The organism is Photobacterium ganghwense, from assembly GCF_003025595.1.
Lineage (GTDB): Bacteria > Pseudomonadota > Gammaproteobacteria > Enterobacterales > Vibrionaceae > Photobacterium > Photobacterium ganghwense.
This window is the reverse complement of sequence record NZ_PYMI01000003.1, coordinates 108,302-134,649: the sequence shown is the minus strand read 5'-3', so window position 1 is coordinate 134,649 and position 26,348 is coordinate 108,302. Positions and strand designations below refer to the sequence as shown.

Annotated in this window: 24 protein-coding genes; 11 read left to right on the top strand and 13 right to left on the bottom strand. The window is 50.6% G+C overall.

Going from position 1 to position 26,348, the window contains the following annotated elements; genetic code table 11:
- The first annotated feature begins 274 nt into the window (after nt 1-274).
- Nucleotides 275-1,954, top strand: a complete 1,680-nt coding sequence (asnB, locus tag C9I92_RS11110; RefSeq protein WP_047887784.1) for an asparagine synthase B — start codon at nt 275-277, stop codon at nt 1,952-1,954.
- A gap of 209 nt (nt 1,955-2,163) precedes the next feature.
- Here the strand turns inward: asnB and C9I92_RS11105 are convergent, their stop codons facing one another.
- From C9I92_RS11105 to htpG, 5 genes are all read right to left on the bottom strand, one after another.
- Nucleotides 2,164-2,700, bottom strand: a complete 537-nt coding sequence (locus C9I92_RS11105) for an outer membrane beta-barrel protein (RefSeq protein WP_047887785.1) — start codon at nt 2,698-2,700, stop codon at nt 2,164-2,166.
- A 140-nt stretch (nt 2,701-2,840) separates the two neighbouring features.
- Complete coding sequence (locus C9I92_RS11100; protein WP_047887786.1) at nt 2,841-4,145, bottom strand: inosine/guanosine kinase; 1,305 nt, start codon at nt 4,143-4,145, stop codon at nt 2,841-2,843.
- A gap of 142 nt (nt 4,146-4,287) precedes the next feature.
- Complete coding sequence (gene hemH / locus C9I92_RS11095; RefSeq protein ID WP_047887787.1) at nt 4,288-5,283, bottom strand: ferrochelatase; 996 nt, start codon at nt 5,281-5,283, stop codon at nt 4,288-4,290.
- Between the two features lie 209 nt (nt 5,284-5,492).
- Nucleotides 5,493-6,137, bottom strand: a complete 645-nt coding sequence (gene adk, locus C9I92_RS11090; protein WP_047887788.1) for an adenylate kinase — start codon at nt 6,135-6,137, stop codon at nt 5,493-5,495.
- A gap of 197 nt (nt 6,138-6,334) precedes the next feature.
- Nucleotides 6,335-8,233 (bottom strand): molecular chaperone HtpG, encoded by a 1,899-nt coding sequence (gene htpG, locus C9I92_RS11085; RefSeq protein WP_047887789.1) that lies wholly within the window; start codon nt 8,231-8,233, stop codon nt 6,335-6,337.
- A gap of 348 nt (nt 8,234-8,581) precedes the next feature.
- On the opposite strand from htpG, the gene C9I92_RS11080 reads away from it, so the two are divergent.
- Complete coding sequence (locus C9I92_RS11080; RefSeq protein ID WP_047887841.1) at nt 8,582-9,496, top strand: winged helix-turn-helix domain-containing protein; 915 nt, start codon at nt 8,582-8,584, stop codon at nt 9,494-9,496.
- Nucleotides 9,487-10,035 (top strand): regulatory protein ToxS, encoded by a 549-nt coding sequence (locus C9I92_RS11075; protein ID WP_047887790.1) that lies wholly within the window; start codon nt 9,487-9,489, stop codon nt 10,033-10,035. Before C9I92_RS11080 ends, C9I92_RS11075 begins: the two co-directional genes overlap by 10 nt.
- A gap of 467 nt (nt 10,036-10,502) precedes the next feature.
- On the opposite strand, the gene C9I92_RS11070 is transcribed toward C9I92_RS11075, so the two are convergent.
- The 6 genes from C9I92_RS11070 to C9I92_RS11045 form a co-directional block, all read right to left on the bottom strand.
- Nucleotides 10,503-11,543 (bottom strand): porin, encoded by a 1,041-nt coding sequence (locus tag C9I92_RS11070; RefSeq protein WP_047887791.1) that lies wholly within the window; start codon nt 11,541-11,543, stop codon nt 10,503-10,505.
- A 402-nt stretch (nt 11,544-11,945) separates the two neighbouring features.
- On the bottom strand, nt 11,946-12,548 hold the full coding sequence (gene recR, locus C9I92_RS11065) for a recombination mediator RecR (RefSeq protein WP_047887792.1): 603 nt from the start codon (nt 12,546-12,548) through the stop codon (nt 11,946-11,948).
- A 3-nt stretch (nt 12,549-12,551) separates the two neighbouring features.
- Complete coding sequence (locus tag C9I92_RS11060) at nt 12,552-12,881, bottom strand: YbaB/EbfC family nucleoid-associated protein (protein WP_047887793.1); 330 nt, start codon at nt 12,879-12,881, stop codon at nt 12,552-12,554.
- A gap of 27 nt (nt 12,882-12,908) precedes the next feature.
- Nucleotides 12,909-15,230, bottom strand: coding sequence for a DNA polymerase III subunit gamma/tau (dnaX, locus tag C9I92_RS11055; RefSeq protein ID WP_047887794.1), 2,322 nt, complete (start codon nt 15,228-15,230; stop codon nt 12,909-12,911).
- A gap of 113 nt (nt 15,231-15,343) precedes the next feature.
- Nucleotides 15,344-15,889: an adenine phosphoribosyltransferase gene (gene apt / locus C9I92_RS11050; protein ID WP_047887795.1), complete on the bottom strand. Its 546-nt coding sequence runs from the start codon at nt 15,887-15,889 to the stop codon at nt 15,344-15,346.
- 151 nt (nt 15,890-16,040) lie between these two features.
- A complete protein-coding gene (locus tag C9I92_RS11045; RefSeq protein ID WP_047887796.1) occupies nt 16,041-16,427 on the bottom strand; it encodes a YbaN family protein in 387 nt (128 codons plus the stop codon).
- 445 nt (nt 16,428-16,872) lie between these two features.
- Here C9I92_RS11045 and C9I92_RS11040 point away from each other — a divergent pair, with 445 nt between their 5' ends.
- Entirely contained in the window at nt 16,873-17,238 is a 366-nt protein-coding gene (locus C9I92_RS11040) for a dksA-type zinc finger protein (protein ID WP_047887798.1), read from the top strand.
- A gap of 128 nt (nt 17,239-17,366) precedes the next feature.
- On the opposite strand, the gene C9I92_RS11035 is transcribed toward C9I92_RS11040, so the two are convergent.
- Nucleotides 17,367-18,008, bottom strand: coding sequence for a YccT family protein (locus C9I92_RS11035; protein ID WP_047887799.1), 642 nt, complete (start codon nt 18,006-18,008; stop codon nt 17,367-17,369).
- 102 nt (nt 18,009-18,110) lie between these two features.
- Nucleotides 18,111-19,091 (bottom strand): porin, encoded by a 981-nt coding sequence (locus tag C9I92_RS11030; protein WP_047887800.1) that lies wholly within the window; start codon nt 19,089-19,091, stop codon nt 18,111-18,113.
- Between the two features lie 544 nt (nt 19,092-19,635).
- On the opposite strand from C9I92_RS11030, the gene dinG reads away from it, so the two are divergent.
- The 7 genes from dinG (at nt 19,636) to C9I92_RS10995 (ending at nt 26,345) form a co-directional block, all read left to right on the top strand.
- A complete protein-coding gene (gene dinG, locus C9I92_RS11025; protein WP_047887801.1) occupies nt 19,636-21,726 on the top strand; it encodes an ATP-dependent DNA helicase DinG in 2,091 nt (696 codons plus the stop codon).
- 6 nt (nt 21,727-21,732) lie between these two features.
- Nucleotides 21,733-22,506: a sulfite exporter TauE/SafE family protein gene (locus C9I92_RS11020; protein ID WP_047887802.1), complete on the top strand. Its 774-nt coding sequence runs from the start codon at nt 21,733-21,735 to the stop codon at nt 22,504-22,506.
- Between the two features lie 22 nt (nt 22,507-22,528).
- A complete protein-coding gene (priC, locus tag C9I92_RS11015; RefSeq protein WP_047887803.1) occupies nt 22,529-23,080 on the top strand; it encodes a primosomal replication protein PriC in 552 nt (183 codons plus the stop codon).
- Nucleotides 23,080-24,003, top strand: coding sequence for a histone deacetylase family protein (locus C9I92_RS11010; protein ID WP_047887804.1), 924 nt, complete (start codon nt 23,080-23,082; stop codon nt 24,001-24,003). The genes priC and C9I92_RS11010 overlap by 1 nt, the downstream gene beginning before the upstream one ends.
- A gap of 42 nt (nt 24,004-24,045) precedes the next feature.
- Entirely contained in the window at nt 24,046-24,222 is a 177-nt protein-coding gene (gene rsmS, locus C9I92_RS11005) for a pleiotropic regulatory protein RsmS (RefSeq protein WP_047887805.1), read from the top strand.
- A 138-nt stretch (nt 24,223-24,360) separates the two neighbouring features.
- Nucleotides 24,361-24,918 carry a hypothetical protein gene (locus C9I92_RS11000; protein ID WP_047887806.1) on the top strand — a complete coding sequence of 186 codons (558 nt, stop codon included), beginning with the start codon at nt 24,361-24,363 and terminating at the stop codon, nt 24,916-24,918.
- A 98-nt stretch (nt 24,919-25,016) separates the two neighbouring features.
- Nucleotides 25,017-26,345, top strand: a complete 1,329-nt coding sequence (locus C9I92_RS10995; RefSeq protein ID WP_107193851.1) for a TolC family protein — start codon at nt 25,017-25,019, stop codon at nt 26,343-26,345.
- Nucleotides 26,346-26,348: the final 3 nt, after the last annotated feature.

The following is a 26,348-nucleotide window of genomic DNA, read 5'->3' as shown; positions in this document are numbered from 1 at the left end:
GGCTGCCGTTTGTTTTTTCGTACGAAATATCGCCTCAATATAGAAAATATTCTGTATTTTTTGTTTTTATTAAAAAATATTCACCATAGGTGCTTTTTGTTTATTGAATTGGAGTTAGAGGTTGCATTTCATTATCGAATACGCAATTTTAAAAACCAACAGGGAAACGACAAGTATGTAGTCAGGATCTGCCTGACAGATTAGTCAGCCGGCTACATCTCGATTCCAACAGTTACATGGATAGCAATCAGCCATTAGATTTGGGGTAGGAAGTATGTGTTCAGTATTCGGGATTCTAGACATTAAAAGTGATGCAACCGCGCTGCGTCAAACGGCACTCGAAATGTCAAAAAAAATGCGCCACCGTGGCCCGGACTGGTCCGGTATTTATTCATCAGACCGTGCGATTCTGGTGCACGAGCGTCTGGCCATTGTTGACCTGAACAGCGGCGAGCAGCCTCTCTACAACGCCGACAAAACTCATGCCCTGGCTGTTAACGGCGAAATTTACAACCACAAAGAACTTCGCGCAGAGTTTGCCCCTGATTACCCGTTCCAGACTGAATCTGATTGTGAAATCATTCTGGCACTGTACAAAGAGAAAGGGCCGGAACTGCTGGACTACCTGAACGGTATTTTTGGCTTCATCCTGTACGATGAGCAGGAAGACGCATACCTGATTGGCCGTGACCACATCGGTATCATCCCGCTGTACCAAGGTTATGATGAGCACGGAAACTACTACGTAGCCTCTGAAATGAAAGCGCTGGTACCGGTTTGTAAAACCATCAGCGAGTTCCCTCCAGGCCATTACCTGTGGAGCAAAAAAGGTGAACCGGTTCGCTACTACAAGCGTGACTGGATGGAGTTCGACAGTGTTGCCGAAAACGTTACTGACAAAGTCGCTCTGACCAACGCGCTGGAAGGTGCCGTAAAACGCCAGCTGATGACCGACGTACCATACGGTGTATTGCTGTCCGGTGGCCTGGATTCTTCCGTGATTTCCGCAATCACCAAAAAGTTTGCGGCTCGCCGAATTGAAGATGATGAGCAATCTGAAGCCTGGTGGCCAACCCTGCACTCATTTGCGATTGGCCTGGAAGGTGCACCGGATCTGAAAGCCGCGAAAAAGGTTGCCGACCACATCGGTACGGTTCACCACGAACTGACCTACACCATTCAGGAAGGTCTGGATGCGATTCGCGACGTGATTTACCACATCGAAACCTATGATGTGACCACTATCCGTGCATCAACCCCGATGTACCTGATGTCACGTAAGATCCGTGCAATGGGTATCAAGATGGTTCTGTCTGGCGAAGGCGCAGATGAAGTATTCGGTGGTTACCTGTACTTCCACAAAGCACCAAACGCCAAAGAGTTCCACGAAGAAACCGTACGCAAGCTGCTGGCTCTGAACATGTTTGACTGTGCTCGTGCGAACAAATCAATGGCGGCATGGGGTATTGAAGCTCGTGTTCCGTTCCTGGATAAAGAGTTCCTGGAAGTGGCCATGCGTATCAACCCACAGGACAAAATGTGTGGCAACGGTAAAATGGAAAAACACATTCTTCGTGAATGCTTTGGCCACTACCTGCCGGAATCTGTGGCCTGGCGCCAGAAAGAGCAGTTCTCTGACGGTGTAGGTTACAACTGGATTGACACGCTAAAAGAAGTGGCTGAAGCAAAAGTCACGGCACAGCAGCTGGAAACTGCGAAATTCCGCTTCCCGTACAACACGCCGACCACCAAAGAAGCGTACGTGTACCGCGAAATCTTCGAAGAGCTGTTCCCACTGGAAGACGCAGCGAAATGTGTACCTGGTGGTCCATCAATTGCCTGCTCAAGTGCTAAAGCGATTGAATGGGATGAGAGCTTTAAAAACAGTGCCGATCCATCTGGCCGTGCAGTAGCCGCCGTACACAACGAGGCATACCAGAAAGCGTCGGTATAAATGTATTCATCAACACCTGTACGTTTCTGACTCAGCACGTTTTTGACTAAGAACAACGTTACATTCGGACACATGCAGCGTCGGGGCTGGCAATACCAAACCAGCCCCATAACCATAAAAAAAGCGAGAGCCTTGGCTCTCGCTTTTTGTTTGTTCGCTGATTGAAATGTCATCAAGCCATAGTTCAGTAGCTTGTGACAAGTACTCCATCAGAAGTAGAAACGGGTACCGAAGATGAAACGGGTAAAGCTGTCTTCCAGACCATCTTTGGTGACACTGATATCATCAGTTGAGATGTTGTAGTTCACTTCGGCACTCAGCGCGACATGCGGGTTGATGAAATACTTGATACCACCGGCAATCTTAATGTTCAGCGCCGTCACATCTTCAAAGTCAAATTCAAAATCCCCGTTATCCCCTGACAAGTTCGCCACCTGTGCGGCAGCCCCCAGGTAAGGCACCCAATTCGACTGGTTCGTAAAGTTATACTCCGTAAAACCACCAAACTGGAAGGTCTGAGTGCTGTCACTCATATTGATATCCAGTACCGCACCAATCTCCCAGTCTTCCCGGATAAAATAACCATAAGATGTATTTAGGATGAACAGGTAATCATCAACGTAGTCAAGATCCAGACTACCTTGTAAAGCCAGTTCCTGCGTCCCTTGCGGTAAAGAAACCTGAGCCCACACAGACGGCGCGCTGAGCGCTCCCATCACAGCCAATGCCACTGCATATTTTTTCATTTTTATCCCACTCCTTGTTGAGGTAACTCAAACTAAGACTAGGAGCCGGTCATAAAATATGCCAAAAAATTTGTGTAAAGTTTGTCCTAAACAGAATAAAAAAGGCCAACTTACGTTGGCCTTTGTATTCTCTATGGGAATTACCGTTCCCAGTAAGCTTCCTCGAGGCTGTCCTCTCGTTCTGGCAGGCCACGAGACAAACGCGGCGAATGCTGTGCCAGTACTTCATAACTGACTCGGTTTGAGTACAGACAAATTTGCGAGAAAGACGAGTACGTCAGGTAAGTGTACTGGTGCTTACTAGATTTCGGCACATTTTCGCGATGGTAGCGGTTTGCTGACATGTCGTGCAGCAAGGCTGACAACGCACCATCACCCGCACCGTTGGTATTTTTGATACGCTCCGGGCCACCCATGTAAGGCGCGATGTGAGAGTATACCTTAATGGCATCCTGGCAGTCGGCTTTCAGCATCGGGCGGCTGAATTCGTAGCGATTGAACTCAGGAATTTCCCCCGGTAGCAGCGGCAGGCTGGTTTCACGCTTCGCTGCGTTTTCTGTATAACCCGCCATGTACAGGCCCACAGGCCCCGCGGTACACAGCACCAGGTCAACCCATTCCAGGGTTTTTTCAGACGCCATCAGCGGATCGGTTTCCCCGGTCAGCGCTTCAGCTTCGTCTTCATTCATAGCAACCACAGTCACGTGTTCACGCAGGAAATCACGCCACCACTGCGGGTCATCAGCAATCACAAACTTGGTACCCAGCGTCAGTACCACAGGAACATCATACTTTTTCGCGTATTCGATGGCCTGCATCGTTGCAGCTGGCATTGGGTCACCTTCTTTACAACGCACCAGATACGCCGTCAGTACCAGCGCTGATGCATCTTCAAAGACGTGTTCCGGGATGCTGTCCGGACGCAGTTGGTTCATGCGGCCTTCGTTGATAGCAAACGTACGTTCGCCATCGCTGGTAATGAGCGCAAAACAACGGCCAATCGGACCTTCAACCGGTTGCAGGTAGTTCATGTCCATACGGCTGGATGTGTTGCAAAGATAGCGGTAAGCGTAGCTACCGATTTCAATGTCTTTACTCATCACACCCAACAACAGAGATTTGTCATCTGCCAGCACTGAGTAGTTGTGCAGCGTGTTACCAATGGTACCGCCGGCAAACTCGTGCGTGATCAGCTCTTTCTCTTTCAGTTCACGGTACAGGGCTTCCGCCTTTTCATCCGTGATCACCAGTGAGTGACCTTTACTCAGCTCATAGCGCTCCAGGAATTCATCATCAACACAGGCTTCAATATCCACCAGCGTCTGATCAATACCGATGATGTGAGTACGAGCGAGTCGCTTTTCTTGTTTTGACTGACTTAGAAGAGGATCACGTGCGTGTACTGGAAAGTAATGCTTGGACTTTCGTTGGCCTGGAAATTTCATGTCGATGAGCTGTCTGTAGAGAAATTTTGCGAATTCTATCACAGAATATAGAACAAGAAAGAAAAAGCTCTCGAACAAATCGAGAGCTAGTTAACGGAATGAGAATTTCCAGGACGCCGTATTTCAGCTTGTCAGCACTGGCCTACCAGCCTTGGGTGTGCTGTTTTACCAGTGCCTGCATCATTGCAATATGCTCAGGCTGGTCGTTCAGACAAGGGATCAGATTGAACGTCTCCCCGCCAGCTTCAAGGAAAACTTCCTTACAACCCACAGCGATCTCTTCCAGGGTCTCCAGGCAGTCCACCGAAAACGCCGGACACATAACATCCAGCCGTTTAACGCCTTTCTCAGCCAGAGAACGAATCGTCCCTTCCGTATATGGTTGCAGCCACTTTTCCCGGCCAAAAATGGACTGATAGCTCATGCTCATTTTTTCCCGCGCCATCCCCAGCTTCTCCGCCAGCAACGCCGTGGTGCCATTGCAGTGTTCCGGATACGGATCGCCATTGTCAGCATACCGCTTCGGGATGCCGTGGTATGAACACAGCAAATAATCCGGCTCACCATGTTCTGCCCAGAACTGTGTGGCGGAATCAGCCAGCGCTGAAATATAGTCCGGGTGATCGAAGTAGTGATTGATAAAACGCAGCTCCGGCAAATACGGACGCTGCCTCAACCCCTTCGCCACTTTATCAAATACCGCCGCGGTGGTTGTGCGCGAGTACTGCGGATAGAGCGGTAACACCACCACTCGCTGACACCCCTGAGCCTGTAAAGCGGCCAGACCGTCCTCAATGCTCGGCTTGCCATAGGTCATCCCCAGCTCGACAGGCACGTCCAGCGCTTCAGCCAATTTTTGCTGCTGGCGACGCGAATACACCATCAGCGGCGAGCCCTCTTCCATCCAGACGCTCTGGTACAACTTGGCAACTTTAGGGGACCGGATTGGCAGGATGACCCCGTGCAGAATCGGGCACCATAACCAACGGCTCATATCAACGACACGCTGATCGTGCAGGAATTCAGACAGGAAATGCTTAACACCTGCCGATGTCGCACTTTCCGGCGTACCCAGGTTAACCAGGAGAACACCGTAGGAAGGCGTATGTTCAATGTGGTCTGTGCTTTGTTCGCTCATAATGTCCTTCGTACTTCACGCAGCCAAATAATTGAAGTGAAACGTTTGTCACTTTAACAGTTTTTAATTCAGCTGGTTATACCGAACTTAACAATAATACGATCACTGGCGATTTCCTCACCAACTATTCAAGCATATAAAATCAGGCATAAAAAAGGGCCAGCCTGACAGGCTGACCCGATTCAAAGTGGTTTAGCTACCCGGCAGAATTACGCCAGTGCTTTCTCCAGCTCTGCACTTACTTCTGTTACAGGCTTAGTACCATCGAATTTCAGGTACTTAGTGTTGCCTGCTTCAGCTTCTTTGGTGTAGTAAGCGATCAGTGGAGCAGTTTGCTCATGGTATACACCCAGACGAGCACGTACTGTTTCTTCTTTGTCGTCATCACGTACAACCAGGTCTTCGCCAGTTACGTCGTCTTTACCTTCAACCTTTGGCGGGTTGTATACAACGTGGTAAGTACGGCCAGAAGCCAGGTGAGCACGACGACCCGCCATACGCTCAACAATTACTGCGTCTGGCACGTCAAATTCGATCACGTAGTCAACGTCAACGCCGATTTCTTTCAGACCGTCAGCCTGAGGAATCGTACGAGGGAAACCGTCCAGCAGGAAGCCTTTTGCACAGTCGTCTTCAGCAATACGCTCTTTAACCAGACCTAGGATAATGTCGTCAGACACTAGTTGACCAGCATCAATAACGGCTTTCGCTTGCTGACCCAGCTCAGTCCCTGCCTTGATTGCTGCACGTAGCATGTCACCGGTTGAAATTTGTGGAATACCAAACTTCTCTTTGATGAATTGTGCCTGAGTACCTTTACCTGCACCTGGAGCGCCCAGAAGAATGATGCGCATCTTGATCCCCTTAGATTTGAATGGAGTTTTCAAAAAAATGAAAAATACACTGATTAGCCCTTAGTCGCAAGCCCGGCTGCCCTGCCTGACTGCTATTACATACTGTCTCAGCATACAATTTGACATAGATAGGGGGGATTAGACCTTAGTCACATCCCCCCGCCTGTTTATTGATTTAACTGGCTGATTAAATTTCTTTATACCAGCAGCTGGTTCACTGCTGACAGGAACTTGGATGGATCATCCATGGTACCTTTTTCAGCCAGCATCGCCTGTCCCAGCAGCATCTCGACCCAGCGACCGAACACTTCCTCGTCGGCTTCGTCAGCCATCTTGCGGACGACCGCGTGCTCCGGGTTCAGCTCAAAAATGTATTTTACTTCAGGAGCAGAATGACCCGCTGCAGCCAGCAGTTTCGCCATCTGTGTTCCCATTTCATTTTCGCCGGTCACAACAACCGCTGGCGTGTCTTTCAGTTTGAAGGTAGTACGCACATCCTGAACGCGATCGCCCAGGTAGGTTTTCGTGCGCTCAACCACTGACTGGAAGGCTTCCTCTGTTTCTTTACGCTTCTCTTTTTCTTCCTCGTCATCAAACTTGGACAGATCCAAATCCGCTTTGGTAATCGCCTGGAAGGCTTTGCCTTCAAACTCCGGCAGGTGACCCATCAGCCACTCATCGATGCGATCAAACATCAGCAATACTTCCAGACCTTTAGCACGGAACTGCTCAAGGTGCGGGCTGTTCTTAGCTGCCGTGAAGCTGTCGGCAGTCAGGTAGTAAATCTTGTCCTGACCTTCTTTCATGCGGCCGATGTAGTCTTCCAGCGATACCGTCTGCTCTTGGGTTTCCGCATGGGTAGAGCTAAAGCGCAGCAGTTTGGCAATTTTGTCACGGTTAGCGAAGTCCTCAACCGGGCCTTCTTTCAGCACCATGCCGAACTCATTCCACAATGTCTGGTACTTCTCGGCATCATTGTTTGCCAGACGCTCCATCATGGTCAGGGCACGTTTGGTACAAGCTTTGCGCAGCGACTGCGTGACTTTGTTGTCCTGCAGAATTTCACGTGACACGTTCAGCGGCAGATCGTTAGAATCGATCAGACCACGCATGAAGCGCAGGTACGACGGCATGAACTGCTCGGCGTCGTCCATAATAAACACGCGCTGCACATACAGCTTCAGGCCATGCTTGGCATCACGGTTGTACATGTCCCACGGGGCTTTTGACGGGATATACAGCAAGCTGGTGTAGTCCTGCTTACCTTCTACGCGGTTGTGGCTCCAGGTCAGCGGCTCCGCAAAGTCATGGGATACGTGTTTGTAGAACTCTTGGTATTCTTCATCGCTGATATCGGCTTTGTTTCGTGTCCACAGAGCCTGAGCCTTGTTGATTTGCTCCCACTTACGGCCGGTTTCTTTGCCTTCGTCATCACGCTCAACAGTCTGGATATACACCGGAATGCCAATGTGATCCGAGTATTTACCGATGATGTCACGCAGACGGTATTCGCTCAGGAATTCTTTTTCATCGTCACGCAGGTGAAGAATAATCTCGGTGCCGCGGCTTGCCTTTTCGATGCTCTCAACGGTGTAGTCGCCTTCACCGGTCGATTCCCAGGACACCGCTTCATCGGCTGCTACACCCGCCGCACGCGTATTCACGGTTACCCGGTCGGCGACGATAAAGGCCGAGTAGAAGCCCACCCCAAACTGACCGATCAGCTGAGAATCTTTCGATTCCTCTTCGCTCAGCTTGGCAAAAAAGTCTTTTGTTCCGGATTTCGCGATCGTACCCAGGTGTTCAATCACCTCATCTCGCGTCATACCGATGCCGTTATCACTGATCGTCAGTGTTCCTGCTTCCGCATTAAACGACAATTTCACACCCAGATCCGCATCATTTTCATACAAGTCTGGTTGAGACAGTGCACGGAAACGCAGCTTATCTGCAGCATCCGACGCATTCGAAATCAACTCCCTCAGGAAGATTTCTTTGTTCGAATAGAGAGAGTGAATCATCAACTGAAGCAGCTGTTTGACTTCAGACTGAAAACCACGGGTTTCCTTATTTTTGTGGATAGTTTGTTCGCTCATTTCGACTCCGAAACTTGTATTTTGCACTTGTAACTTGCATTAAGAGGACGTGCAGACGTCGAATCTGAAACCCCGGTGACACAGCTGTTATAAAGTGAGTCACCGCTAACTTTCAGACGATTTTCGCTGTCTGGAATACCTTTTCCCACCCTGTTTTTTCATCACCGGATGGCCGTCCCAATTCACTACTCTGTATACATGTGGGCTTCTCGGCGGTTTTCAACCTAAAAGTTTGCATTTATCTCTTTGAGGTTTTTTCAGAACACTTTTTTATGTTTTTTACATTCAGGCATAATTCAGCCTTTTCATGCTATATATCTGCATGATTTAACTTTGTTAATGCTAAAAATGAATAAAATAGAAAGTAAGTTACTTATTGGGCAGCGTTTTGTTTTTGACCCATACGATAATAGTCTGGTCGACAAGCTCGAAGAGGATGAGCTCACCCGTCTTGGGACAAATGAAAGCCGGGCACTGTGCTTGTTGGTGGAAGAACCGGGTGCCATCATTACACGCACCCGATTACATAACTATGTCTGGCGCGAGCAAGGATTTGAAGTCGATGACTCAAGCCTGACCCAGGCAATTTCCACCCTGCGAAAAGCCCTGAAAGATTCCACCAAATCACCTGAATTTATCAAAACCGTGCCAAAACGCGGCTATCAGATGATTGCATCGGTGGAAACCCTGTCTGACTCGACACCACCTGTTTCTGAATCGGAGCCTGCGGAAGCAATTCTGGATGGCCTGCCAGTCGCTGAGCTTGACGACGCGGTAACCGTTTCAACGCCTTCTGCAAGCGGTCAGACTAACACGGCGGCAGGTGCCAGCCACGCTTCAGTCAGTCATCACTACATGGCACAAAACCATGCCGGTTTTGGCAGCTTAAGCCACACCAGCGCCGGGCTGAAACTGGCCAGTATCATCGCTTTATTGCTGGCTTTCGTCATGCCGCTGATCGTTACTGTGATCATGCCGCAAAAATCCTCTGCGTTTACCCAGCTGACGCAAATCGACGGTATTCCGGTACTGGTACCGCAGAACCACCCTTCGGTATCGCAATGGGAAACCATGATCAGTCAGTGCGTTGAATCTTATCTGGAATATCACCAAGGTGATCGTCGGCCGACCGAAGTCATTGCAACCGGCGGACAAAGCTCTCAGCTATGGCTGAACTATGTACACAATGACAAAATTCCCAATGAAAACGTGACTCTGCGTTTGCTGACCAGTAACAAGGACAACGCCACATTATGTCAGTAACAATTAAGCCTTCAGCTCTCAAATTCCTGGCTGCAAAATATTGGGCATTTATTCTGTTAGGCATTTCCTGCCTGTTTAGCGGTTGGCTGTACTTTTCCAGCGATTATAAGCTGGAGCAACTGCTGACCTCGCGTGAGTGGCATGCTAACTCGGTCAGCCGCATCAAGGACACCACCCTGGAAGAGCTGGGGATGCTGCGACAGGTCGAGCAGACCAGCCATGTGATTTACCTGCCAAACAATACTTACTCGCGAATCACGGTATTGAAGCTGTTCAGTGATGAAGCTACACCACTGACGCTGCATATTTCCGAGTCCGGTAACTGGGATGTCAGCGGTGGGTATTTACTTACTAAGCCATTGGAATTTAAAGATATCACATCTGGCCACAACCTGGACTTTAAACCCAAGCACCTGAGCATTGTGAAGCAGATTTTCCGGATGGATGCCGAGCAAAGTCGCCGGGTTGATATCCGCAATGACAAGTCGATTCTGCTGACCAGCCTGAGCTTTGGTTCCACGATCCTTTACTCACTGTAAGCACTGCTACTCGCCGTCAGTGGCGTCCTGAACCTGCCTCCTGAACGCTATCAGGGGGCAGAGACCAGCTTTATCTCCACATCTCACGTTCTTAACTTTCCCCCTCCGTCTTGCTGAGTCGCCATACACCTAGCGTTCGTCCCGCGACGTTGTTTTTCTGTTCGCACGGTAATTGCGTTCTGGGTTCGTGGAAAAAGAGCGTTGGGCTTGGTATCAGGACATACGCTTGGACTTGGGCTTGGATTTAGGCTTGCTTGGACTCAGGCACGGAGGGATTAACACTCAGTGCCTCAGGGGTTTTGACTCGATTCGACCAGCCAGTTTGGGAACACTGTGTGGGCAACACCTAGATTATCGGTGTTGGCTAGACGGCTATCGCTTTGTGTTATCAATACACTGGCGTTACTTGCGGCAATAAAAAAGGGAAGCGAACGCTTCCCTTGATAATGAACAAAACAGACAAATTATTAGAAGTACAGACGCATACCGATGGTGAAAGCACTGTCATCCATCATCTTCTGGCCATCAATTGCGGTTTTTTCTTCATCGTAGCTCATGTCAGCGTATTCCATGTATGAAACCACTTGGCTGGTCAGCCAGTAGTCGGCACCCACGGTGAACTGATCCAGCGTGTTGTCTTTGGTGTCGTAGTCAACATAATCATACACACCGTACAGGCCCACGCCGATTGGGAAATCGTAGCGTACCATCGCACCCACACCGGTTTGCTCATCGCCCGCAAAATCATAGTCTGAGTACATCGCTGCCAGTGACAGGCTATTCCACGCGTATGTGGCGTTCAGTGTCCATGAATCATCTTTGTCATCGCCAAAGTTCTTGTCTTTTTCCGTACGCTCAGAGCTGGTGTAGGTACCGGACAAACCCAGACCGAAATCTGATTCCCATGCTACACCCAGTGCATAGGCCTGATCGATTTCGATGATGTCACCGCTGATCACACCATCACGGTCATCATATTCCTGGCCAGTGTGGTACTGAGCCATCACAGTGAAACCGTTCTTTTCAAATTTGTACTGCACGCCGTTGGTCAGGCGATCTGTTGCTGACCAGTCGTTTTTAATGTTGGCCGTACCACCGTATTCCCAGGTGATATCGTACTGACCGGCCAGCGTATCCTGCACTGCTGACATTCGACCAATTCGGAATTCACCGAAATCACCACCGATCGCAGCAGAAGCGAATTTCGTGAATTCTTCATCATCAAAGCCGTTGCCGTCTTCAGGAATGATGTTCAGCTCTTTAAGGACATCACCGTTCACGTACAGGCCGTTTGGCATGAAGTAGGTCATGTTCAGACCCAGCTCTGTCCCTTCGCCGGTGAACGTGTCGTCAGCGCCCATGATGCCGTTATCGGTCGTCTCGTAACGAACACGCAGGTTACCGTAAATGTTTACTGAAAGGTCATCGGATTTATATACTTCCGCTGCCATTGCTGATGCACTGGCAACCACAGAACCGATCACAGCTGCTACAACTGTCTTTTTCATGTTCACTCCTAATTATTGTCTCTATCAGCCCTTCTTTGGGCGTCAGTTTTTTATTTTTCACTGCTACCTGCCGGATGAAAGCGGTACAAAAAGCACACAACTTCAGCCAGCATGTTTCCCGTAAGGTGTGTTGGCCATTAGGGAGACACGGACTATTAAACACATAGAAACAAAGGGTTATGAACAAAAACAGTCTTAAACGATATTTAAATAGTTATCCTTAGAAATTAAGGTGATATAAAAACTAAATCAGACTCTAAAAATCTCAATCAGCTAAAAACTCATCATTGAGCGCAAAGAAATACGGGCTTTTGCCGCGGAAAGATAAAAAAATACCAACGCCCGACTAAATCGAGAGTTGGTATTTTTTTGAGTTAGCTAACGCTACGTATTGCGCTGCCGTCAGATCAGCTTGTGTCGACCGGCCAGAGAATGGGATAAGGTCGTGCCATCCACCAGCTCCAGCTCACCGCCAACCGGTACACCATGAGCAATGCGGCTGGCTTCAACCTGGTACTCGCCACACAGTTCAGCGATGTAGTGAGCTGTCGCCTCCCCTTCTACGGTCGGGTTGGTTGCCAGAATCACTTCACTGATGGTTTCGGTCTGCATCCGGAATTCCAGAACATCCAGCCCGATATCCGATGGCCCGATGCCATCAAGCGGCGACAGGTGTCCCATCAGCACGAAATACCGGCCGGAAAACTGCCCGGTGGCTTCGACCGCCAGAATATCTGCCGGACTTTCCACAACACAGATTTGGCCGTTTTCCTGACGACGCGGATTTGAACAGATGGAGCACACCTCTTCTTCCGTAAACGTCCGGCAATCACGGCAGTGACCGATTTCCGTCATGGCTTTTTGCAAAGCATCCGCCAGTTGCAGGCCACCCTGACGATTTCGCTGTAACAAACTGAAGGCCATCCGCTGTGCTGACTTGGGGCCAACCCCAGGCAGACAACGTAAGGCCTCCATTAATTGCTCCAGTAATTGACTGGTACGCATTTATCAGAATGGCATCTTAAAGCCAGCTGGCAGGTTCATACCGCCAGTCACGCTTGCCATCTTCTCTTTTTGAGCTTCTTCAATACGACGTGCCGCATCATTGAACGCCGCAGCAATCAGATCTTCCAGCATGTCTTTGTCGTCTTCCATCAGGCTGTCATCCAGCTCAACACGACGCACGCTGTGGCTACCAGTCAGAGTCACTTTTACCAGGCCGGCACCGGACTCACCAGTGACTTCCATACTCGCGATCTCTTCTTGCATTTTCTGCATGCGCTCCTGCATTTGTTGCGCCTGCTTCATCATGTTAGCCATACCGCCTTTACCAAACATATGTTCTCTCTCTATGGTCTGGTTAATCTATAAGGGTCTTACGCTATCTTCATCCAGTACAGCAGCAAACCGCTGACAAATGAAATTCACGTTGGGATCAGCCATCAGGCTTTGCCGGGCTTGATCCAGTTTTTCCTGATAGAGGCACTCCCGCCATTCCAGCGGTGTACGTCCCCTATCACTTAATTCGATGGTGAGGCTGATAGCCGCACCAAACAATTCGCTCAGTGCCTGAGCCAGTTGCTCACGCGCTTTCGGTGTATCCAGGTGCTTTTGACTCGGCCGCAGCGTCAGTGTTACCGCATCGCCACTGCGCTCAAACGCAGAGTTCAGGGCAAGCTGTTGAACCATACGACCTACATTAAGCTTAGTCACCCAATCCGACCAACTATCCTGATTTGCCGCTTCGTTGACAAGCAAATTCACCATTTCAGGTGTTTTTTCATGCTCCAACGCCTGTTTCATCTGGGCAGGAGCAACTTCGGTTACAACAACAGACTCATCAGGCTCCGCCGTTGGCCGCCACTGGTATTCCTGCGGTGCGGTAGAGTGCGGTGCCGCTTGTGACGATGAACCGCCTCCCGGCATACCCGGTACCGGCATCGCATCAGGTGCGGCAGCATGACGACCGTTTTGCTTACTGGCAATTCGATCGAGAACGCTGACGGTCGCGACTTTTTTAGCCTGTACCGGTTGGGTCTTTTTTCCGCTGGCCGGTGCCGCGCCATCACGCTTCACCTGACTCCGTAATTTGTTCCTTGCCGCCAACAGACCAGAAGCTGCCGAAGCCGGACGCTCTGCCGCCGGTTGCGCTGACTGAGTGTGCACTGGCTGATTATTCGCTTGCTGATTATGCACGGGCTGGCTGAGCGCAGCCTGACCAGACGGTGGCGATTGCGGATACGCCACACTCGGATCCACATGCTGAGACTCCGGACCGTATGACTCAGAGTAATCAGGCACTGGCGGCGCGTCGTAAGCTGGCGGATTCTCATAGTGGTGAGTCGCAGGCATCGGCCTTTGCGCCGCCGTGTCCACCGAAGCAGGCGTCGCCGCCGGCTGAGCCATTGGCTGAGCAGCTGGTGTCTGCATCTGCGCTCTCAGGGCCTGTACGCGCTGCATCCCCTGGCCTTGTCCGGCAGGCGTTTGGCCCGCGGGATGTTGCCCCATAGGACTTGGCGTTCGTGCGACCGATGGAGTCGCCGGTTGCGTTGCTGGTTGCGTCTCAGGAACAGCAATCGTCTGAGGCGTCACCGTTGACACTGCAACAGGACGGAACGCCAGCATGCGTAACAACACCATTTCCAGACCGGTACGGCCATCCGGCGCGTAAGCCAGATCCTGTCGCCCTTGCAACGCAATTTGATAGCACAGCTGCACTTCCTGCGGCGATACCGCTTTACTGAGCAGCACAATACGCTCGGCATCCGGTACAGAATCATCAAGCGATGCCGGTAATGCCTGGTACATGGCAACGCGGTGAAGCTGGGAAGCCAGCTCACGCAGCAGGCTGTCCCACTCAACGCCGACACCCGCCAGTTCTTCCAGGCAAGCCATGGCTGGCTGCGCTTCCCCTTGGGCAACCGCTTCCAGCAAATACAGAGCTTGTTCCGTGTTCAGGGTGCCCAGCATTTCCGACACCGCAGTCGCGTGAACATTGCCGTTCCCCAGTGCAATGGCCTGATCGGTCAGGCTCAGTGCATCACGCATACTGCCTTCAGCTGCACGGGCCAGCAGACTTAATGCGCGAGGTTCAAATTCAACCTGCTCTTGGGTAAGTACGTACTCAAGCTGCGCCTGAATCTGAGTATTATCCAGATGTTTGAGATGAAACTGCAGACAGCGCGACAAGATCGTCACCGGCAGCTTTTGCGGATCTGTGGTCGCCAGAATGAATTTAACGTATTCCGGCGGCTCTTCGAGTGTTTTCAGTAAGGCGTTAAAGCTGTGACGAGAGAGCATGTGCACTTCGTCAATCAGGTAAACCTTGTACCGTCCCCGAGCTGGCTTGTATTGCACGTTATCCAGCAGATCTCGAGTATCTTCAACCTTGGTGCGTGAGGCGGCATCGATCTCTAACAGATCGACAAAGCGTCCCTCATCGATTTCACGACAAGTCTCACACTGCCCACACGGTGAAGCCGTGACACCCTGCTCACAGTTCAGGCCTTTCGCAAAAATACGGGCGATCGTGGTTTTACCTACCCCTCTTGTTCCACTGAACAAGTAGGCATGGTGCAAACGGTTATGGGCAAGCGCATTTTCCAGTGCTGTCAAAACGTGGGACTGACCCACCACATCAGCAAACTGGTGCGGGCGCCATTTACGTGCCAGAACCTGATAACTCATGTTAACTAACCTTACAGAATCAAGAACTCAATGCTAGCACAGGGAGGATAATGGGGCGAGAGGGCGCTCGACGAGCGCCCAATGATTAGCCAGTCACCTGGCCAGACAGCCTGTCAGTGGCCGTCAAAATCACAGATGCTGAAGACCTTCAGGCCGATACCTTGCAGACGCTGTTCGCCGCCGATATCAGGCAGGTTAATGACAAATGCTGCATCTTCAACAATACCGCCCAAACGACGTACCAGCTTAGTGGTCGCTTCAATCGTACCGCCTGTTGCCAGCAGATCATCTACCAGCAGGACTTTGTCCCCTTCGCGGATAGCATCTACGTGGATTTCAAGCGTATCCTGGCCGTATTCCAGCTCGTAGCTTTCGCCGATCACTTCACGCGGCAGTTTGCCCGGCTTGCGTACCGGCACGAAACCGACACCCAGTTCCAGTGCGAGCGGTGCACCAAACAGGAAGCCACGCGCTTCAGTACCAATCACTTTCGTAATGCCCTTGTCTTTGTACTGATCAATCAGCACCTGCATCGTTGCACGGTAAGCCTCAGGATCTTCCATCAGGCTGGTCACATCACGAAACAGAATCCCTGGTTTTGGGTAATCAGGGATTGATTTAATACTGTTTTTAATCAACGCGAGCTTATCTTGATTCATATTCGATTATCCGTGCCCCTCCCAACGGGGCAAATGTAAGTGAAACGGCTAAAAGCCGATAAAAACCGGCTCAAATAGTAGTGATTTTCCGCAGCAGGAGCAAGGACTGGCGCCAGATCTGCACCACCCAATGTCACATAGAGAGTGTCACTTAGAGAGGATCAGATAATGGCGGGTTTTCCCTGACTGGCAGACGGTTAAACCAGAACAACAATATTGCCAGCATGACCAGCAACATGACTTTGTGCCAAATCAATGGCACCCAATAAATAGAGAAGGCAAAACTAAGCACCATCATAATGTTGGCGCGGCGTTTCACCCGAGGTGAAACCGAGCGGTGACGATGCCAGTTCTCAAGCACCGGGCCAAATTGCGGATGGCTCAGCAACCAATGGTTCAGACGCGGCGAGCCCCGCATGAAACAGGCACTGGCCAGCAGCAGGAAGGGTGTTGTTGGTAACAGCGGCAGAAAAGCACCGATCATGCCCAATACCACGCAAATCCAACCACAAACCAAGAGTATTGTTCTTTTTACCATACATCACATTCCGGTACTGTCCTCTTGGCAGTGTAGCAACAAAAGAAAACGGCCAACAACACTCTTGTTGCTGGCCGTTCAGAAAGACGGGAGTTTCTGCCTGATTAAGAAGACAGAATGCCCAACCAGGTCAGACTTGCTGGCAGTGTTGGCAATGCCATTGCCAGCAGAAAACCGAAAAAGTACTTTACGCTGTATGGGTCTTTAAAACCATGCTCCATGGTACACTTCCTTTATTGGCTGATTGATTTTAGGCTGATAATCGTTCACGGCTCTTGGGCCGCTCATCTCATTAACCCTGCTAATATAGCGGATAAAGGGTGTCGCAAAAACCGAGAGAAAATACGGGTATTCCGGAATAACCCCGACTTTGTTTGATTCAAATCACAATCAAAGTTAAGAATCGACTTAGACTAAATTTACCTAAAACAAAAATGATGATCTTATGGCAACGTCAGAATTAACTTATGAACCGCTGCGGGTTCGCCTTGAGCAGGAGCACGCTGCACTTTATTCCGAGCTTAAGCAAGAAATGTTGCTCAATACTCTGCTTCCGTCATCAGCTGCAATTGAAGGCGCGGAATTGAGTGATTTAATTGTTATGGCTAAATCATCATTTATTCCGAATTTGTTTGATTTAGCAACCCGACTGGAAAAAGTGGATGCCGCCATTTGCTCAATTAAACTGGGCATGTACGGCCTGTGTGCTGATTGTGAAGATGAGATCGATATAGAAGATCTGGAAACAGATCCGGCTCAGCCTCGCTGCCAGCACTGCCGAGAGCACAGCCGCTATCACCATGAGGCCTGAAAAATCCGTTCAGCGCCGTTAAAACGGCAATAAGCGGGACATTCCCGCCTATTGTTTTTCATCAGTTCTGCCTGACCTGGTTTCGTCAGGCCGACAACGCCGTCAAGCTTCTGACGGCTTATAGCAGATTACTGATTCGCCTGAGTTTTTACCCACTGCTCAAACGCTGCTTTTTCATCAGCATTGGCTTTGCTATACCACAGTTTCAGCTGAACCAGCGCATCACCGGTGATACTGATTTCACCTTTATCGCTGACTTCTACCGCGGCTTTTTCCAAATCTACCGCATAACCTTCTTCAAAGGTAATGCCGTGCTCGCGGTTGTATTCCGCAACCAGCGCTTCCATGTCACTGAATGCGGCAAAACCTTTACCTTGCAACTCTACGTATTCCAGCGGTTGTTTTGCACCACCAGCCAGCTCCAGTTGCCACTCTGGGCCACGCTGAAAATAAGATTCTGCCTGAGACAAAGTCGAAAGACGAGGCAGTGTAATGGTCGCGTTCTGGGTAGGTACTTCCATCTCAAACAGATAAGGGCGAGTCGTATAGATACGGGTTTTCGAGCCGTCTTTCACTTCTCCGTCATAACGCACAACAATCTGGTGTTTGCCTGCAGGCAGATTCACAGCGCTGGTCTCAGACCAGAAGGAAGACGCTACCTTTTTGCCGTCAACCACCAGTAATTTAATGTTTTCACCCGTGCTTAATGTGCCTGCCTGTGCAGCCAGAGGCAGCGCCAGGCTACCAAGCGCTAGAAACCACTTTTTCATGTCCAAGTTGTCCTTTTTTGTCCTGTTATAAGCCCATCAAGATAGCAAAAAGCCGCCATAAAGGCGGCTTTTTTCAGAAAGTTTTCTAACTGTGGCTCACAATTAGAATTTAACTTCCATACCAACCAGGTAACCTAGATCTAGGTCAACATTGTCAGCGTCTGCCCAGCCCAGCTCACCGTAAACTTTTACGTTGCTGTGTAGCTGGTGAGTGATGTTCGCGTAAACGTTGTCTACGCCGTCACGAGTGATGTAGTGACCAACACCGTCGATGTCTGTATCAGCATGGTTGTAACCCAGAGCAAAAGTGTTTTTGCCCATAGTGTAAGAACCGTTGATTTCGTAAACGTCTACATCAGACTTGTTAGCACGGTTAGTGTTTTGCTCGTACTCAGCGTTGCCGTAAGACGCTGCGAATGCGAATGCACCCATTACGTATTCAGCTTCGATGTTGAACGCGTCAACATCAGTGTCGCCCAGGTCTTCAGCTGTGTAGTAGTAACCACGAACGTCGAAGTTTGCAAAACGTGCACCGATACGAACGTCAGTAACAGTACCATCGCTGTTCAGGTAGTCAGTTGCAGGGCTAGAGCCGTCTGCATCCAGGTCGTGAGTCAGACCGAAGTAGAACTGACCGTTGTCGAATACGTATTTGATTGCTTCGTTACCTTCAGTTTTAACGAAGTCAACTTGGTCGAAGCCCAGCTCGTAGTCTTTACCGATGCCCATGTCATCAGAGATGTACAGCATACGACCGAAAGTCAGTGTACCGAAGTCACCGCCAAGACCAACCCACAGCTCGTCGTTTTCAACGTCGCGCTTTTCGAACTTGAAGCCGATACCAGCAACAGCGTTCAGTTGGTCAGTTACAGCGATAGTGGTGTTCAGTTGCAGATCACCATCATCCAGGTGCAGGCCAGCGTCATCAGTGTTTGATGCATCGCTGTCTACGTAGTTTTGGAAGTACTGAACTTCAGCTGCACCAGACAGGTCAACTGTTACACCGTTTGCATCGTATAGGTTGATGCCTGCGTTTGCAGAACCTGCTGCTAGTACTGAAAGTGCTAGAAGTGTTTTTTTCATGATATCCACTGCCTTTTCTTATTTAGACTGGAATTCCTGTTTCCAGAATTCCTTTTCATTATTTGTCTCTCAGCTTCCGTCATCCTCTATAAACATAAAGAATGATAAAAGAATCCAAGAGCAAGAAATTTGCGGACTTCATCCTGACAGAAGATTCCTCTGAATGTCAAATACCTCTAAACAAAAACTAAAAAAACATCAAAAACATCAAATATCAATAACTTACACCAACAAAAGCCTACTAATTGAGCATTGTTTTTATCAAAAAAGCATGAATATTTGATGACAATCAAAACACTCAACCAAGATTAAAAACTGAAATTTAGATAAAAAAACAACACATACAGGACAAAATATTACTAACAGCAGGTTTTTACAGTTAATTTCTTCACCTCAAAGGGTGTTCACCATATTGATAGAATAGTTCAATTACAATTCGTGAGGTGATTCGCATTTTGGATAACTATTTGAACAAAATATGCAGCCGCTCACATTCAGACCTTCGTGCTATAATGCCCGGCCCTGCCACTACGAAGTTTCAAAAATGTTACACAACCAGATTAAGCAAGATATCAAAAAGTGCTATGAGAACCTGGGTAACCAGCTCGATAACTTTATACCCAGAAGGGCTCAAAACTATCTGGTTGCTGAAATCGCCAAAACCCTTGGTGGTGAATACCATAAGAAACATCGGATGTTGGTGGCCGAAGCCGGTACCGGGATTGGTAAGTCGCTTTCTTACCTGCTCGGGGCGATTCCCTACGCGATGTTCAACAATAAGAAAGTCCTGATTTCTACTGCGACCGTGGCCCTGCAGGAGCAGCTCATCAACAAAGATCTGCCTCTGTTTAATCGTATTTATCCTAAGGAATTCAGTTTCATCCTGGCTAAAGGCCGCCAACGCTATTGCTGCCACCACAAACTGGAAGCCAGCTGTAGCAGTGAAATTGGCCAACAGGCCGCTTTATGGGATGAAAAACCCAAAAAGTCAGATCTCGATTTGCTCAAGCGGATGCTCAAAGCAAGTGAAAGTCAGAAATGGGACGGTGACAGAGACAGCTGGCCAACCACCATTCCCGACCGTGTCTGGCAGCAGATTGTGGCAGATAAACACAGTTGCCATTCCGGACTGCCAAAACATCGACACTGCCCGTTTGCCAAGGCCAGGGAGCATTTGGAAAAGGCTGATGTGATCATTGCCAACCATGCCCTGTTAATGGCCGATATTGAGCTGGGCGGCGGGATTATTCTGCCTGAGCCGGAAAAAACCATTTATGTGATAGATGAAGCCCATCACCTTCCTCAGGTTGCCCGCGATTTTTCTGCCGCCGCCGCCAGCCTGAAAGGGGCGGCAAGCTGGCTGGAAAAACTCAACCAATCCGTCGGGAAATTGGCGGAGCTGGCCGACTATAAAAAATCCGGCCGTTTCCAGACAGCACTCAATGAAAACATCGCCCTGCTCATCCCTTCGTTAAGACAAATTGCCAGCACGATTGACCCGGCCATGTTTAATAAAGACGGAGTTTACCGCTTTGAGCATGGTGAGTTGCCCGCCTGGCTGCAGGAAGAAGCGAAAGGGTGCAAGGAATCTTGCAAGAAAGCCTTGCAGGCACTGGGAAAAATTCACGATCTGATTGCGGAGCGCAATAAAGACAATGAACTGGCCCCTCGTTTAGCCGAACCCGCGCTGGCCGAGTCCGGTTTTTACCTGCAACGTCTGGAAAACCTAGAGAAAGTCTGGAGCCAGATGGCCCAGCCAAATAAAGATAAAGGGGCGCCGCTGGCACGCTGGCTGGAAAAAAGCCCGGATCGGGAGAACGACTATATCGTAGAAGTGTCGCCATTGGAGGTAGGACACCGTCTGGATCAGTTACTGTGGAGCCGGGCGGTCGGGGCTATTTTGGTATCGGCGACCCTTCGAGCGTTAAACAGCTTCGACTATTTCTGCCGTCAGGCGGGAATTTTTGAAAAAGAAGCAACACGTTTCCTGGCACTGGCTTCGCCGTTCGACTATCAGAATAATGCCCGGCTGGTTATCCCAGCAATGCCGCTGGAACCTCAGGCTGAACAGTTCACAGAGCTGCTTATCGAGAAACTGCCGGAGTTCCTAGAAGGTGAAACCGCCAGCCTGGTGCTTTTTTCTTCATACTGGCAAATGAACCAGATCGCGGACAAACTGCGCCCACTGGCAGTAAAAAATCGCTGGGAGCTGCTGATTCAGGGTGAGGAATCCCGTCACATTATTCTAAAAAAACATAAAGAAAACTGTCAAAAGGGTAAAACCAGTATATTATTTGGAACGGGCAGTTTTTCAGAAGGTCTTGATCTTCCTGGCAATTTGCTGACCAACCTGATTATTACGAAAATTCCGTTTGCCGTTCCCACTTCTCCTGTAGAAGAAGCACATGCAGAATACATCGAAAGCCGTGGCGGAAATCCCTTCTTGCAGATTGCCGTTCCTGAGGCCAGTAAGAAACTGATCCAGTCGGTAGGACGTCTACTGCGTAAGGAAGAAGATTCTGGTAGAGTCGTGCTGCTTGATCGCCGTGTGCTGACCCGCCGCTACGGTAAAGCCCTACTCGACTCACTGCCACCGTTTAAACGTGTCATCGAACAGAGCCTGAATACAAGATAAGACTGAATGATTGAAATGATAGAACCAGGCATGCTGTTGGTGCTTGGTCTGGTAGCCCTGATTGCTGGATTTATTGATGCCGTCGCCGGTGGCGGGGGCATGCTGACTGTGCCCGCTTTACTGTCTATCGGCTTACCGCCGCACATTGCGCTGGGCACAAACAAGCTGGCGGCGACTTTCGCCTCGTCAACGGCCGCCTGGACCTATTACAAGAAACAGCTGTTTTCTCCGTCGTTCTGGAAACTCTCATTCATCGCCACACTGGCCGGTGCGATTCTGGGCACACTGGTCGTCGATTTAATCAGTACCGAGTGGCTGGAAAAAGTGCTGCCGCTGATTATTCTGGCGGCTGCGGTCTATACCGTCTGGCACCCGCATCCTAAAGGCAACAACCATGAACTGCCCGAAAAGTGCGAAAAATTTGCCCGGAAACAATGGCTGCAAGGCACCACGCTAGGGTTTTATGACGGACTGGCCGGCCCCGGCACCGGCGCTTTCTGGACCGTTTCGAACATGGCGCTGTACCGGTTAGATATTTTGATGGCATCTGGTTTGGCAAAAGCCATGAATTTCACCAGCAATCTGACCTCACTGGTGACCTTTGCCATACTGGGACATATCAACTTTGCACTGGGTTTGACCATGGGGGTCTGCCTGATGTTGGGCGCTTACATAGGGGCCCATTCTGCCATCCGTTTTGGAGCTAAATTCATCCGTCCGGTATTCGTGACTGTGGTGATTGTGCTTGCCGTTAAACTGGCCTGGCAAGCCTGGTTCTGATTTCGCTTCCTGAGGAAATAGCATGCCTGATCTCCAACGTCTTGAAACGCTTATTGATCAGCTGGGTAAAGACGCTGCCCAGCTTGACCGTACCCGCGGGGAATCGGAACGTCCTCTGTTCGACGAGCATCTGTTCCATTGCCGCAGCAAACTCCTGACGCCTTGCGTTAACGAGTTGCGGGATGAAATTCGCGCGTTACGTATGGAACGTCGAACCGGCCGACTTGAAGCGGCTCGCACCCAGTATGTGTGTGAAAAGCTGGTGTCACAAATCCAAGCCATTCAGCGCGAGCTGGCGACTCAGCAAATCCGCAAAAATGAACCTAAGCGCACCTCTGGCTGGCGTAAACCCATCCATCAGCTCTATCAGGATCTGGCCCAGCACCAGGACTGGGAACGCCGTTTGGCGGCGATGCTGCGTGATAAAGAGCACCTGCTCAACCGCAGTACCTCACTGACAGAGCGCCAGACACTTCAGCAGGAAGTGCTGGCACTGGGCGGTCGCCTTACCCGCTGCCGTGCTGCGTTGAGAAAAATTGAAAAAGATATCAGCCTGCAGGAGCGAAAAGGCTAATGACGTTACCTCTGGTTTATCACCCTATTTACTCCGAACTCGATCTACCGCCGGCGCATCGTTACCCGATCAGTAAATATCGACGTCTGTACCAGTACCTGCAGGACACCCTGAACATTGAGCAGCACCCGGCCATCCGGCTGTTTCAGCCGGAGCCCATCAGTGTCGACGAAATCAAGGCATTGCATGACCCGGATTATATCGACGCGTTGTTTTCCAATGCCCTGCCCGCGGCGAAAATGCGCCGTATCGGCTTTCCCTGGAGTGAGCAGCTGATCACCCGAACCTGTATGTCATCCGGCGGCACCAAACTGACCGTTGACTTGGCTCACCAGTACGGGTTGAGTATTCACCTCAGCGGTGGCTACCACCATGCCCACAAAGACTTCGGCAGCGGTTTCTGCCTGGTCAATGACCTAGCGCTGGCAGCGAAGCATGCACTCACTTTGCCCGGTGTCGATACCGTGATGATCATTGACTGCGACGTCCACCACGGTGATGGCACCGCGACCATTTTGGCCGATGAGCCGAACGTGATTACGTTTTCTGTGCATTGTGAGAAAAACTTCCCGGCCCGCAAACCGGACTCAACGCTCGATCTGGCCCTGCCAATAAACACCACGACTGAAGAGTACCTGAACGCCTTTGAGGGCTTGTTACCGCTGGCACTCGCCCAGTATCAGCCGGACCTGGTGATTTACGATGCCGGGGTTGATATCCACCAGGATGACGAGCTGGGCTATTTCAATGTGTGCGTCGAAGGTATCTATCAACGGGATCACCTGGTGCTGAGCCGATGTCGCGAAGCGGGCATTCCGGTGGCGGCGGTCGTGGGTGGCGGTTATCGCCATGACCATCAGCTACTGGTCAATCTGCACGCCCAGCTTATATACTCAGCCATGAATATTCTGGAGCTGGGCTGAACCACCAGCCCGGCTGTCTATCCCGCCGTTACGAGTTGTCCCATGAGCGAAAAAAACACCGCTTCCCTGAATGATGCCCCTGCCGATATTAAACTGGCAGTCGATTTGATTTACTTGCTGGAAACGAACGAGATTGACCCCAAAACGGCGCTGTCAGCGCTGGAAATCGTCAAATCTGACCTGCTGGCCAAGTTAAAAAAAGACAACAGCGAACAGTAAAAGCCGCGACTGCCAGCGTGAGTCTCAGCGTTACAACATGAAAAATTTGACCTTTCCCTAGGGGGAAGGTTTACACTTCAAGGGTATATTTTTGTAACTTGAACGCTGTTGCCGTTCTCGCTTTCAATCGGTTGTGACATGACGTTTTTGCGTGCCCCGTACAAATTGACAGCTTTTACCCTGCTACTGGTGGTCAGTCTGATCACCGGTCCGGCTATGGGCATGTCTTTTTCGCACGCGACCACAATGGCGAATGCTACCGTGGCAATGAAAAACGACGGCATGACGATGACTGACGCCAGCATGAGCATGATGCATGGCGACATGACAAAGCACGATCCATCAATACACGGCTCTGGGTTGCACGGTGAAAATCCGGCTAACGCGGCGTCGCCTGCTCCACATACCGGACATCACTCAGGCCAGAACAGCGCCTCGATGGTTCATGCCACACCCGATACCCCGAATCCAGATTGTCAGCACTGCGGCAGTGGGGCCGAAGCCGCCGACAACTGCACCTCTTCCGATATGTTTTCCGATTGCAGCAGCTGTGACAGCCGTCACTGCCAGTCCTCGGTCATCATTGTTCTGAATTCTGAGCCAAGCACTCTCTATCCTGACAGTGTCCGTCCTGTGCTGACGACACTGCAGCCTGTCTCGCGCGCGGAAAACCCGCTACGCCCGCCTATTCACTGAACGCACTGCGCCCTTTTTCCGGGGCATATGTCAACGATGACAACTGATCGCCATTTGCAGGCCGTCAGTCAGTACTAACTTCGTTCAAGTGAATTTTTATGTCAAAACATTACCTTGCCCAGCCGTTGGGCATGGCATTGATGCTTATGATGCTCAACCAGGCATACCCAGCCCTGGCGCACGCCGCATCCATGCCGATTTCTTCATCCCCTGAGCTGCAGCCATATGCTCAGCCTGATTTAACGACTCTGATTCAGTGGGCCATTGACCACGATCCGGGCCAGCAGCAATTTCACTATCAGGCTGATGCCATCAGCGAAATGGGGATCGCCAGCAGCCAGTTGATGGATCCGAAGCTCAAACTGGGCGTGGGTGGTCTGCCTGTCGACAGTTTTGCGTTTGATGAAGACCCGATGACCAACATTTCCGTCGGGCTGATGCAGGAATTTGGCCGCGGCGACACCCAGACTCTGCAACAAAAGCAGAGTGAACAACAGGCAAGCGGTGTACGCCAGCAGGCCGATATTCGCAAGCTGGATATCACCAAAGCTGTGACCAACGCCTGGATTGAGCTGGCCTATCTGAACCAGACCCGTACGCTGATGGTGCAAAACCAGTCATTGTTTCGCGAGTTATTGAGCTACCTTGAAACCAACTACGGGTTGGGTGCCAATCAGGCTCAGGACATTATTCAGGCCGAGCTGCAAATCAGCCGCATTGACGAACAATTGCAGGCTAACCAACAACTGCAGCAGCGCTGGCGGGCGCAGCTGTCAGAATGGTTAGGTAGCCAGTCTGCATCGTTAGTGGTCACCTCCTATCCGCAATGGCAGACCCTGACCCAGTACCTCACCACCCAACCGGCCAATCATGTCTCAACGCTGGCGTCGCACCCGGCGGTGCAGGTGCGTGATGCCCTGATCAAAACCTCCGAAACCGGCGTCGATATCGCCCGTGAAGCCTACCAGCCCCAGTTCGGTGTGGAAGTGATGTACGCCTACCGTCAGGCCGATCGCATGGACGGCTCGCCGGCTCCGGATCTGGTCAGTGCTTATCTGACCATGGATCTGCCGCTGTTTACGGAAAAACGTCAGGACAAGAAACTGGCCGCGGCTCAGCATCAGGTTGGCGCCGCGCGTACCCAGCGCGATCTGCTTATCCAGCAAATGCAGGCGCAAGCCGCCGCGACCGACGCAGACCGCAGCCATATTCAGCAACGCCTGGCCCGCTATCAGCGCACCCTGCTCAAGCAAGCCAGAGAGAAAACCCGCGCGGTGGAGCGCGGTTACCAGAACAACACCAGCCAGCTAGACGAATACATCCGAGCGGCCAGCGATGAGCTGGCGCTCGAACTCGAACAAGCGCGTCTTGAGGCCGATCTCAACCAGGCCAATAACAATCTGGCGTATTTGCTGAATCAATATTAAGGG